Raw genomic sequence first — 12,052 nt, forward strand, 5'->3', positions numbered from 1 at the left:
CAGCGTTTCGCGACCGATTGGATGTGGACTTACAATCATGACCGCCCGAACATGGCCTTGGGCAAATTTACGCCAAAGCAGCGGTTGGCCATGGCCGCTTAGTTTCTACTTCTGAACCCCGTGGAAAACGGGGGGATTACCCCTTGCTCGATGGGGATTCTGGAGTGACAGAATTAATTTGCTCAACGACAATCGGCGTGGCCTTATGGTCGGTCTGGAACAGCCGCGCCGTGTTACGCATGCTGCTGCGGCAGCCGATGATAGGCGCGCCCGTGATAGACGAGGCCCGAACATGCGGAACCGAGATGTACCGCCTGCACGGCGCAGAAAAAGACCGTATGTGTGCCGATGTCAATGCTCCGGTCCACCGTGCAGTCGAGACTCGCGGCCGCTGTGGCCAGCACCGGCGCACCCGTGACGAGACGGATCCACTCGCCGTACGTGAAGCGCTCGGCCATCTGGACATCGCCCTTGCCCGCGAAGATCGGTGCAAGCATCTCGTGCTCGTGGGAAAGAACGTTGACACAGATGATGCCCGCCTTGCTGAAGTGGCCATATTGACGGCTGGACCGGCCTATGCAAACGAGCACCGTAGCAGGATCGTCGGTGACGGAGCACACCGCGGACACCGTCATGCCGACATCGCCGGAAGGTGTCGTGGTGGTGATTATATTCACCGCTGCGCCGATACGGGACATGGCTTCGCGGAAGGTCATGCGGTCAGGGGAAAGTGCTATCACGGCGGTACCTCTCTCGGTGGACGGGACGGGGGTGCGGCTTCATGGCGGAGCGCCACAGGTCCTTGCATGAAGCATGCGTGGTGAAGTACCCGTGGCGTTGCACCGTTCATCGCCCGCGCCGCACCGTCGACGGGTTCTCGTGGCCAGTTGCGCTGCCGGCGATTCCTATTGCTGGTGAACGGAAGCTGCTGGCCCTGAACCGACAAGCTGCTCTTTGATCAACCGTTCTTCGGCATCGTCGTAAAGGCCGGCAATAATGTGCTCGTAGCGTGCCATCAATGCCTTGCGCCGTTTCTTGCGCGTGGCGGTCATCACGCCGTTTTCCGGTGTGAGTTCCTCGGGGAATATCCTGAACGCCTTGATCTGCTCTGCCCGCGCCAACCTCGCATTCGCCTTTTCCACTTCTTCACGGATGAGGTCGATAACAGTCTGCGAGGTGGCCAGATCGGCGTACTGCGTGACCGAAGGGTCGCGCGTCCTGGCCCAGTCCATGGTGAGCGTGCCGTCGACTTCGATCAACGCCGTCAGATACTTGCGCCCTTCGCCAATCACCAGTGCCTCGGTAATGTACGGGCTCTGGCGAAGTTCGTTTTCGATCTGCACCGGGCTGATCGATTTACCGGCGGCCGTATTGATAAGCTCCTTCTTTCGATCGATCAGCTTGTACGAACCGTCCGCGCCGACGTCGACGATATCGCCGGTATACAGCCAGCCGTCCCGCAGCGCAGCCTTCGTTTCGGCTTCCTTGTTCCAGTAGCCGATGAACAGCCCCGGCCCCCGAACGATCATTTCGCCGTCCGGCAACACGCGGGTTTCCCAGGCGGGGTCGTCAAGCGGGACTCCGGAGTTGCCAGGCCTCGACCAGTCGGTCACCTGCGCGAGGTTTCCGCCGACCATCTCCGTTTGCCCGTAATTCTCTTTCAGGTTGACGCCCCACAACTGAAACAGTGTGACGACCTCGGGCGGCACTGGAGCGGAGGCCGTATACGGATAGCGCATATCGTCGAAGCCGATCCTGGCCAGCAACGGCTTGAAAACGCCCTCGCGGCAGGTGGCGTAGAGCTGTTCCTTGAATGGGTCGCCCGTGCCTGCGTCCAGGCGATCGGCCAGCACTTCCCGCGCGATGCCAAGCGCGAGCGTGTAGTTCCTCCGCTCGGCTTCGCTGCTGCCGTTTACGTGGTTGATGATCTGGGTCGCGAACTTCTGATAGAAGCGCGGCGGCGCCATATAGGACGTCGGTCTGACTTCCTGAATGCACTTCGCGAAATCGGCCGAAACGTCGACGAAGTAAGGTACCGTCTTCGCGATCAACGGCAGCGTCGTCGCCTGAATGCGCGCGACCGTGTGCGAAAGCGGCAGATGGACCACCATGCGCTGCGGTTCGGACAATATCGCCGGACAGAAGGTCGGCCACGTGAACGCGCCCGCGAGCATCGACACATGCGTCAGCATCGCGCCTTTCGGCGCCCCCGTGGTTCCCGAGGTGTAACCCAGGCTCACCAGGTCCGTCGGCCGCGCAAGCTCGGACTGCTCACGCAGATAAGCGACTTCGTCGCCGTCAAAATGCGACGCGAACTCGGCGAGTGAAACGACATTCATGCCGATTTCGCGAGGCGAGCGTTTCCAGTCCGGATCGAGCACCACGATCTTGAGGAGCCTGCTGGACGTATCGGCCGCCTTCATGACCCGAAGCTGCTCGGCACTTCCGGCAAAAGCGAGTCTCGCCCCTGAATCCTCCAGGTAGTAGCGGACCTCTTCGACCGACGCGGTGAAATAGACGCCAACCGTAACCGCTCCCGAGCAGATCGTCGCCATGTCGGCAATGAGCCACTCACGGGATACGTCGCCCATGATGGCAATCCGATCGCCTCGTGCTACACCGGCCGAGCTGAGGGCTGCGGATACGGAACAAACTGCGTTCGCATAGCCTTTCCAGGTGGTGGGCACCCATTCTCCGGCACGCTTCTGAAAGAACGCGTTTGCGTCGGCGTCGTTCTTCACGCGCTCGATCAGCAAGGCCGGAATGGTGGTGGTCGCGAATTGATTGCCGGAAGTCCACGGTGCCGCGCTCATTTCCAGTTGTCTCCAAAGCGCTTGCGCCTTTCGGTAAACGAAGCCACCGCTTCGCGGCGCTCGGGCGAATTGAACGTGATCGTCTCCAGAGCGATCGACGTGTCGAGAAGCAGATGGGCATTCTGCTTGACGAGCTTGTTGACGCAGTATTTCGTCCAGACGATCGCGTCGCGCGGGCCGCTCGCGAGCAGTTCCGCGTAATCGATCGCCGCCTCCAGCAGCTTGTCGCTTTCGACGATCTTGTTGATCATCCCCATCGTCAGCGCTTCCTCCGCGCTGACGAAGTCGCCCGTCATCAGGTAGTGCCGCGCGCGGACCGGCCCGAGCAGAAGCGGCCAGATCACCGCACCGCCGTCGCCCGCGACGACACCGGCATTGACGTGCGTATCCGCGAACCGTGCGGTCGGGCTCGCATAAATCATGTCGCAGAACAGCGCGAGTGTCGCGCCCAGGCCCACGGCCACGCCATTGACCGCCGCCACGATCGGCACCTCAACCTCCAGCATGTTTCTTATGAGGTGACGGCCACCACGCGTCGCCGACGGGATATTGCCGTTGTCGATCGACTTCTGGTCGCCGCCCGAGCAGAAACCGCGGCCGGCGCCGGTCAACACGATCGCCTTGACCGATTTGTCGTGATCCAGCTCCACGAATACCCGTTCCAGCTCGTCGTGCATGTCCCAATTGATGGCGTTCAGGATTTCCGGGCGATTCATCGTGACGATCGCGACACCGGAGGGCCGTTGTTCGACATTCAGATACTGATAGCGCGAAGACGTATTCATAGGTTCATCCTTGACTTTGCTTCGGGTTGGCGGCCTGCGGGCGCATGGCGCGAATCTTCTCGAGCAACTCGTCGGTCGGGCGGACGATATTGTTGCGATCGTTGAAATGCGGAATCACGTAACGGCCCACCATGTCGATCGCCGACATGATCTGCTCGTGCGGTACCGAGTCGATATGCAGCAGCACCTCGTCGATTCCGAGCTTCTCGTATTGCTCCAACTGACGGATGACGGTATCGGGGCTTCCGCACACCGTGGTGGCGGATTCGTTCAGCAGGTAGTCCCAATCTTCGGCGGCGCGCTGCATCGCGGGCACGCTTTCGGCCATGTATGCGTAGTTGTCCGCGAGTTTGGCGAGCCGCGGATACGCATCAGTCGAGATGCGCGCATAGTTCATGATCGCGCCGGCGTAAATGTCCTTCGCTTCCTGGTCGGTCTTGCCGATACCGATGAAGAGCGGCATGCCGGCGCGTGGCTTGTGCAACGGCCCGGTCTCATCGCGCTTCCAGCTGTTCCAGTAGGTGTCCAGCAGCCCCTTCTGTTTTTCCCATCCCTGATAAATCGCATGGCTCATCACCGCGAGGCCTTCCGAGCCGGCCCAAGCGTGGCTGTTCGCACTGGTGGCAGCAACGCCGAGCACGGGATACGGTTTTTGCAACGGCTTCGGCACGAGCGACCGGGGCGGCACCTGGTAATACTTTCCCTCGAAGGTGAACACGTCCTCACGCATCGCTTTGCGCAACAGCGCCATGCCCTCTTCCATTTGCGGCAGAGTTTCCTCGGGCGATACGTTGAACGCGCGCATAGCGATCGTCGTATTCGCGCGCCCGCAGTACATCTCCATCCGGCCGTCGGACAGGATGTCGGTGGCCGCCAGCCGTTCCGCGGTACGCAGTGCGTGATTGATGGCCTTCGGCATCAGCGCCACGGCAGGACGCAGCTTGATTCGCGAAGTGACGGCCGCAAGATAACCGAACACCACTTCAGGCGCCGAACTCGACACCCCGCCAAGCGCAAAGTGCTGCTCCGACAACGCAACAAAGTCGAAACCCATTTGCTCCGCGAAGCGCGCTTCGCGAACCAGTTCGCGAAGCCTGTTCGAGTAGCTATGCCCGACCTGCGTCTCCTGCTCGGACCAAAAACCGAATTTCAATGGCATTTTCCTTTCCTTGACAGTCGTAATTCGAAAATTCACGGCGCGCGCGAACTGATGCCGAGGTTCGGGCAGTGTCACGCCGCCAACCAATTAACATCGTCGTTTAACTTGATTTAGAAACAGCTCATCCATATTGGATAGCGATACTTATCCATCCGGATGCCATTTCTATCTTGATGTCTCTTTTGTTTCCGTGAATAAATATTGCCGCACATCCCGCAGCATTTTTTATTCTTTTCATGCCTCAACCTTTCCGATGCCGGCAAATCATGCTGCCGGCTTTCCGTCTTTTTCTATGTCGACGATTCGGCCGCAAATGCCGACGCGAGAAGTCTCGCCGTCGCACGCAAACAGGCCTCGCCAATCTCGCGTGACGATCCTCGCGCATCGCCCAGCACGCCGTTTCGGGAAATGGACGCCACGCCTTCCTTCCACATCCGGTTCAATTGCTCGGTCGTCATGGCGCCCGCGTGGCCTGTCGTGAGTCGAGCGAGTCGGACACTGTCCGGATCAAGGTGGATCATGAGGGAGGTTTCGGCGATGTCTGCGTGTCCGCCCACGGATTCCGGATCGCCGCCGGCTTCCTCGACGGCCAGTCGCCATTCGCGCAGCCATGCCTGATGATCCGTATAGGCAAGCACCTGGACGTCCGGCCCGACGGCCTGTCGCAATCCCGGCAACAATCTATGAAGGGCATTGAAGTTACCGACATGCGCCGAGAACAGGTAGATGCACTTGAATCCATGTGCCGCGAGGCTCACGCAGTAATCGTGGCAGAGCGCGGCATACGTGTGCTCCTGCAACGAGATCGTGCCCGGGAAGGCCATGTGGTGCTTCGAGCATCCCACTCGTATCGTCGGCGCGATCAGGGTTCGCCCCAGCAACGTGGCGATTTCCACGGCCAGCGCGTCAGCATGATCGGCATCCATGCTCAGCGGCAGATGGGGGCCGTGCTGCTCGATTGCGCCGCAAGGAATGATGACGCGATCGAACTGCGTGGCCAATGCGGCCGCCACGTCCTCATACGTCATGCGCGCAAGATGCAGCGTTTCCGGCAGTTTGAGATTGCTCACGATCAGGCCTTCTTGTTGCGGTTCAGAAATCTGGATCTTGCGTCCGCGGTCCGCGCGTTACCGAGATATCCACGCAGGTCATCAAGCGTCATCTGCAGCAGAGCTTCGTCGTTCATCCGCGGACTCTCGCGCAGCGTTCGCTTGATGGCGGCGAACAGTTGGCGATCTTTGGCGCAGAGCGCGCGGCATTTGGCCAGCGCGTCTCTCAGCGTTTCATCGTGCGCGGATATCGCGTCCACCGCGCCTATCGCCAACGCTTCTCCGGCCATGATCAGTTCACCGGAAAAAAGCAGCGAACGCGCGGCACGTCGACCCAGCAGGGCCGCTGCGTGGCGCATGCCTTTTGCCGCGGGCAACAGGCCGTGATTGATCTCGGGAAATCCCAGCCGGGATTCGGCGGACGCGACGACGTAGTCCGCATGCAGCGCCATTTCGAATCCGGCACCCACTGCATAGCCATTGACCGCGCATACGAGCGGGCTCGGATACCGCTCAAGTTGCGCCAGGAACGCGTGGAACGCTTCCATGCGCGACAGGGCGAGCTCATGGTCCGCCACTTCATTGATATCGCCGCCGGCACAAAAGAACTTCTCTCCCGCGCCGGTGAGCACGATGCCGGGTGGCACGTCCTGTCGAGCGAAGCCACGGAAGACGGACATCAATGCGGTGATGAGCGGTTCGTTCAGTGCGTTCGCCGGCGGCCGGTTGATCGTGAGCTGCACGATGTCCGCGTCGATCTGTGTGCAAATCAATTCGTCGGTTTTCATACCTGATGTCTCGTGAATTTTCATCGAGTCAGTGTAGGTCCGACAGGGCCAAATTTAATTTTGATTTTCCGGCGCCATCGTTGATTCGGCGGATTAAAATCGCGTCAGTCGGATGGCCCACCGTATGTTGCACCGAGGGCGGCGATACATGAATTCACCGAGGCCAGGCAGGCGCAGAAAGCGAGTGAACCGTGGAACCCAACAATCCTGAAATCGGCATGTCCGCTTCGCGAGCCATGACAGACCCGGTGAAGATCAACTATCAACCGTTCGATCCGGACTCCGTCGATTTGCCGGTCATTTCCGTTCTCCTGGAGACGAGCGGAAAAGAGGATGAGCTGCCGATGCACGTTCATCGCAAGGGACAATTGGTCGTCGCATTGAGCGGGTCGGTCATGTGCCGATCGCCGAGCGGATGGTGGATCGTCCCGCCCAACGGCGCGGTGTGGATTCCGGGCGGCATTCCGCACAGCAATCATGCTTCCGATTTCGCCAAGCTGTACGTCATCTTCATTTCGCCGGACGAGGCCGGTCTGCCCACCGACTGCCGCAGCTTTACGATCACGCCGCTCATCCGCGAGCTGATCCGTTCACTGGCCAGGTTCCCGCCAGACTATCCGAAGGACAGCCCAGTGGGCCGGCTCGCCAGAGTGTTGCTGGATCAGCTCGCGCTGCTGGCGCCCGACGATGTCTTTCTCCCGATCTCCGACAATCCCCGGCTTCAACAGATCGCTTCGGCGTTGCTCGACAACCCCGCCGACCGCAGCACAATCGCGGAATGGGGGCGCCGATATGCGATGAGCGAACGTACGCTCGCACGGCTGGTACGCAGTGAAACCGGCATGACCTTCGGGCGCTGGCGCGAGCGTCTGCATATCATCATTGCGCTTCAGCGATTGTCGGCGGGCGCGTCGGTTCACGCAGTGGCGCTCGAACTCGGCTATGAAGGTCCGAACTCGTTCATCACCATGTTCAAGAAGACCATGGGACAAAGTCCCGGCAAATTTCGCGTGGACCAGAAGGAGGCGTCCTCTCGCTGATCGAAACGCGGCGGCTGGCGCTACGCCGCCGCCTCTTTTACAGCTGGCGCGCTCGCTCCCTCAAGTGGAACTTCTGGATCTTGCCGGTCGCAGTCTTCGGCAGCGGCGAGAACACGATGGTCTTGGGCACCTTGAAATGTGCCAGCCGCTCGCGGCAATACGCGATGATGTCCGCTTCGGTCACCGCCGAATCGTCTTTGAGCGTGATGAAAGCACAAGGTGTCTCGCCCCACTTGTCGTCGGGACGCGCGACGATTGCCGCCTCCAGAACGGCGGGATGGGAATACAGTATGTCCTCGATCTCGATCGACGAAATGTTTTCGCCTCCCGAGATGATGATGTCCTTCGAGCGATCCTTGATTTCCAGGTAGCCATCGGGATGCCATACCCCGAGATCGCCCGTGTGGAACCACCCGCCGGAAAATGCCTCCACGGTGGCGTCCGGATTCTTCAGGTAGCCCTTCATCACGTTGTTGCCGCGCAGAAATACCTCGCCGAGCGTTTGCCCGTCTTTCGGAACAGGCTCCAGCGTATCCGGGCTGGCTACCATCACTGCCTCGAGAGCGGGGCCGCGCACCCCCTGGCGGGCCTTGAGCCGCGCTTTCGCATCGAGATCGAGTGCATTCCACGAGTCGCGCCACACGCATTGCACGACCGGCCCATAGGACTCGGTCAACCCGTAGGCGTGCGTCACGTCCCAGCCCATGCGCTCCATGCCGGCGATCACCGAAGCGGGCGGCGGCGCACCGCCGGTCATGACTTTGACTCCGTGACGGATGCCGGCTTTCAGCTCCGGCGCGGCGTTATTGATCATGTTCAACACCACGGACGCCGCACAAAAATGCGTGACCGTCTCGGTGCGAATGGCGGCGAGAATCCGCTCGGGCCGCGTATGGCGCAGAAAGACACTGGTGCCGGCCGCCAACGCCATGGTCCACGGAAAGCACCAACCATTGCAGTGAAACATCGGCAAGGTCCATAAATAGGTCGTGTCCTCGTCCAGATGCCACGATAGTGCGTTCGACACGGCGTTCAGATATGCGCCGCGATGGTGATACACCACGCCTTTAGGATTGCCCGTCGTGCCCGATGTGTAGTTCAGCGATATGGCCTGCCATTCGTCTTCCGGCATCGAGACACGGAATTCCGTGTGCGCGGCCTCCTGCAGCAACGCCTCGTAGTCTTTTTCGCCGAGCAGATCTCCTTCTCCAAACTGTGGATCGTCGATGTCGATGACCTGAATGGCGCGGCCAAGCCGTGCCAAGGCTTTCTTCACCGTCGAGGAGAATTCGCGGTCCGTGATCAGCAGCTTCGCGTCGCCGTGGCCGAGAATGAAAGCGATCGTGTCGGCATCGAGCCGTGTGTTGATGGTGTTCAGGACGGCGCCGCAAAGCGGCACACCGAAATGCGCCTCGAACAGTTCCGGCGTATTGGCTGCGATCATCGCCACCGTATCGCCGTTGCCGATGCCGCGCCCCCGTAGCGCGCCGGCGAGCAGCCAGCAACGCCGATAGGTTTCGGCCCAGTTGCGGCGAATCGTGCCGTGCACGATGGCCGTGCGCTCCGGCCAGACGGACGCGGCGCGTTCGAGAAACGTCAGCGGCGACAAGGCAATGAAGTTCGCCCGGTCGCGCTCGAGTCCGATCGTATAGGGATTGTCCGCCGTCGTTTTCATGCGGGCCGCCCCGCGGCCATGGCGCTCGCGCGTGCGCCGACGATGTCGGGGTTTTCTGCGTGTCTCATCTCTCCTCCAGTTGCTTTTATGGTCACGAAACGCCCTGCGATGAGCGTCACGACTTCATCCGGAAAAATGCCGCCGCGATCGGAACGGGACGACCCGATTTCTGCATCGGCACGGCGGCACGACCGGATGGCGTCAAACTTCCTGATAGTCGTGAATACGCTCTATTTTTCTCTGCTCCACCATGTTCAAACCGTAGCCCTCCAGGCCCACGATCGTTCTTTCATGATTGGAGAGCAGGATCATGTTCTTCACGCCGAGTTCGGTGAGAATCTGCGCGCCTATTCCGTAATCGCGCAGTTCCGGCTCGGCTGGCTTGGGATGCATCATGGCACGCACACGCTCGGACACGGCTGTGAGGCGGGATTCGCGGATCACCACGATGACGCCGCGATTCTCGTTCTCCAGCAAACGCGCGGCGCCGCGCAAGGACGCGAGGTGGTGACCGCCGATGACGTCGTTCATGGTATCCATCGCATGCATGCGCACGAGAACAGGGTCGGCGCCCCGTAGATCGCCCATGACGAAGGCGATATGCTCGACCTGATCGATCCGATTCCGGTAGACCACGATCCGCCAATGCCGTCCATTCGGCTCGGTGAAGCTCCCGTGTTCAACGGCCTCCACGAGCCGTTCCGTTCGTCGGCGATATGCGATGAGATCGGCGATCGTGCCCAGCTTCAGCTGATGCCGCCGTGAAAAGGCGATGAGGTCCGGCAGCCTCGCCATGGTGCCGTCGTCGTTCATGATTTCGCAGATCGCACCGGCCGGTGCGAGCCCGGACAGCCGGGCGATATCTACCGCCGCCTCGGTGTGGCCCGCGCGCACGAGCGTGCCGCCGTCGCGCGCCATGAGCGGAAAGACGTGCCCGGGAGAAACGAGCTCGTCTCGCCCCGTTTCCGGATTGATCGCAAGCGAAATCGTGCGGGAGCGGTCTGCCGCCGAGATGCCGGTGCTCACACCGTCACGCGCCTCGATCGACACCGTGAAGGCCGTCTCGTGCCGCGATCCGTTGATTCGGCTCATCAAATGCAAACCCAGCGATTCGCAGCGCGAGCGTGTCATCGCGAGGCAGATCAAGCCGCGCGCATGCGTCGCCATGAAGTTGACGGCGTCGGGCGTGGCGAATTGCGCGGGAATGACGAGGTCGCCTTCGTTCTCACGATCCTCGTCGTCGACCAGAATGAACATCCGCCCGGCGCGCGCCTCTTCGATAATCTCCAACGCCGTTGCGATGTCGGCGCGCGAATCTGCCGGCCGGCCGGCGGACATTGCGTTACTCATGAGAGCACCTTACGCGATGTGATCACGACGCCTGCGCCAGTCCATGAATCTGGATAGGCCGTGTCTTGTCGATAGGAAGCGTCGTCTTGTTGGCAAGCCGTTTCAGGACGACGTTCGAGCGAACGCTGGCCACACCGGGAAGCGACGTCAGCTTGTGTGTGATGATGTGTTCGAGTTCGACGAGATCTCTCGCGACCACCCGCAGCAGATAGTCGGTTTGCCCGGTCATCATGAAGCAGTCCATGACTTCGGTGATGCCTCTGACCGTGTCGGCGAAACTCTCCCGCGCCTGCATGCCCTGCCGCTCCAGACTGATCTCGACGATGGCCATGATGCCCAGGCCGAGCAGGGACGCATTGAGCACGGCGACGCGCCGGCTGATTACACCGAGACGCTCCAGATTTCTGACTCTGACGAGACAGGGAGAGGGCGACAGGTTGACTCGAGCCGCCAGTTCGAGGTTCGTCAAACTTGAGTCCTCCTGAAGTTCACTCAGGATGCTAAGGTCTATCCTGTCCAGCGCAACGTTCATAGCCTGCGTCTCCTCTTTGCACAAGGCTCCGGTGCCCTGAAGTTCGAACGCTCGCTTGCGCGGCAGAACATCGATTTCCGCTCCAGCAGGCATTCGAACAACATCACCTGATGAACAAGTTTATGCCTGGCAGCTCCGCGGAAAATTCTGATAAAAAGTCGAGTTATCACCAAAAACGGTCATTGTCGCCGCACGCTCGGGAAAACCCGCAACTCGTCATACTTGCGACACGCAAGCCGAGATGGCGATCAGGCCTTTCTGGGCGGCGGCAAGTCCGTGCAGACGCCTTCGTACAATTCGGCGGCCATGCCGACCGATTCGCCGAGCGTCGGGTGCGGGTGGATCGTCTCGCCGATGTCTTCCGCGTCCGCGCCCATCTCGACGGCGAGACACACTTCGCTGATCAGGTCGCCCGCGTTCAGACCGACGATCCCACCGCCGATCACGCGATGGGTTTCTTCGTCGAAGATCAGTTTCGTGAAACCTTCGTCGCGGCCGTTCGCGATCGCACGGCCCGAAGCGGCCCACGGGAACACGGCCTTGCCGTACTTGATGCCTTCGGCCTTGCACTGGTCTTCCGTCTTGCCGGCCCACGCCACTTCCGGATCGGTGTACGCCACCGACGGGATCTGCAGTGCGTCGAAGTACGCCTTCTCGCCGTGCGCGGCTTCCGCTGCGACGTGGCCTTCATGCACGGCCTTGTGCGCGAGCATCGGCTGGCCGACGACATCGCCGATCGCGAAGATGTGCGGGACGTTCGTGCGCATCTGCTTGTCGACGTCGATGAAGCCGCGATCCGTGACGGCGACACCGGCCTTGTCGGCGCCAATCTTCCTGCCGTTCGGGCTGCGGCCCACCGCG

Annotated in this window: 11 protein-coding genes; 1 reads left to right on the plus strand and 10 read right to left on the minus strand. The window is 60.9% G+C overall.

Going from position 1 to position 12,052, the window contains the following annotated elements:
- Window positions 1-233 precede the first annotated feature (233 nt).
- The 6 genes from J7024_RS34530 to J7024_RS34555 form a co-directional block, all read right to left on the minus strand.
- Window positions 234-716 carry a flavin reductase gene (locus tag J7024_RS34530; protein WP_234745885.1) on the minus strand — a complete coding sequence of 161 codons (483 nt, stop codon included), beginning with the start codon at window positions 714-716 and terminating at the stop codon, window positions 234-236.
- A 189-nt stretch (window positions 717-905) separates the two neighbouring features.
- A complete protein-coding gene (locus J7024_RS34535) occupies window positions 906-2,813 on the minus strand; it encodes an AMP-dependent synthetase/ligase (protein WP_234745886.1) in 1,908 nt (635 codons plus the stop codon).
- Window positions 2,810-3,598: an enoyl-CoA hydratase/isomerase family protein gene (locus tag J7024_RS34540; RefSeq protein ID WP_234745887.1), complete on the minus strand. Its 789-nt coding sequence runs from the start codon at window positions 3,596-3,598 to the stop codon at window positions 2,810-2,812. Before J7024_RS34540 ends, J7024_RS34535 begins: the two co-directional genes overlap by 4 nt.
- Before the next feature lie 4 nt (window positions 3,599-3,602).
- Window positions 3,603-4,757, minus strand: a complete 1,155-nt coding sequence (locus J7024_RS34545; protein WP_234745888.1) for an LLM class flavin-dependent oxidoreductase — start codon at window positions 4,755-4,757, stop codon at window positions 3,603-3,605.
- A 290-nt stretch (window positions 4,758-5,047) separates the two neighbouring features.
- Window positions 5,048-5,827, minus strand: a complete 780-nt coding sequence (locus J7024_RS34550) for a creatininase family protein (protein WP_234745889.1) — start codon at window positions 5,825-5,827, stop codon at window positions 5,048-5,050.
- Between the two features lie 2 nt (window positions 5,828-5,829).
- Window positions 5,830-6,594 carry an enoyl-CoA hydratase/isomerase family protein gene (locus tag J7024_RS34555; protein WP_234745890.1) on the minus strand — a complete coding sequence of 255 codons (765 nt, stop codon included), beginning with the start codon at window positions 6,592-6,594 and terminating at the stop codon, window positions 5,830-5,832.
- A 218-nt stretch (window positions 6,595-6,812) separates the two neighbouring features.
- Here J7024_RS34555 and J7024_RS34560 point away from each other — a divergent pair, with 218 nt between their 5' ends.
- Window positions 6,813-7,634, plus strand: coding sequence for an AraC family transcriptional regulator (locus J7024_RS34560; protein ID WP_327796278.1), 822 nt, complete (start codon window positions 6,813-6,815; stop codon window positions 7,632-7,634).
- Between the two features lie 37 nt (window positions 7,635-7,671).
- Here the strand turns inward: J7024_RS34560 and J7024_RS34565 are convergent, their stop codons facing one another.
- The 4 genes from J7024_RS34565 to J7024_RS34580 all read right to left on the minus strand — a co-directional run.
- Complete coding sequence (locus J7024_RS34565; RefSeq protein WP_234745892.1) at window positions 7,672-9,309, minus strand: acyl-CoA synthetase; 1,638 nt, start codon at window positions 9,307-9,309, stop codon at window positions 7,672-7,674.
- A 201-nt stretch (window positions 9,310-9,510) separates the two neighbouring features.
- A complete protein-coding gene (gene ribB / locus J7024_RS34570; protein WP_234745893.1) occupies window positions 9,511-10,659 on the minus strand; it encodes a 3,4-dihydroxy-2-butanone-4-phosphate synthase in 1,149 nt (382 codons plus the stop codon).
- Window positions 10,660-10,681: 22 nt separating this feature from the next.
- Window positions 10,682-11,191 carry an Lrp/AsnC family transcriptional regulator gene (locus J7024_RS34575; protein WP_011661374.1) on the minus strand — a complete coding sequence of 170 codons (510 nt, stop codon included), beginning with the start codon at window positions 11,189-11,191 and terminating at the stop codon, window positions 10,682-10,684.
- A gap of 248 nt (window positions 11,192-11,439) precedes the next feature.
- Window positions 11,440-12,052 (minus strand): FAD-dependent oxidoreductase (locus J7024_RS34580; RefSeq protein ID WP_234745894.1); only part of this gene is annotated, 613 nt, incomplete at its 5' end.

Source organism: Burkholderia sp. WTPI3, from assembly GCF_021483755.1.
In the GTDB taxonomy this organism is placed as follows: domain Bacteria; phylum Pseudomonadota; class Gammaproteobacteria; order Burkholderiales; family Burkholderiaceae; genus Burkholderia.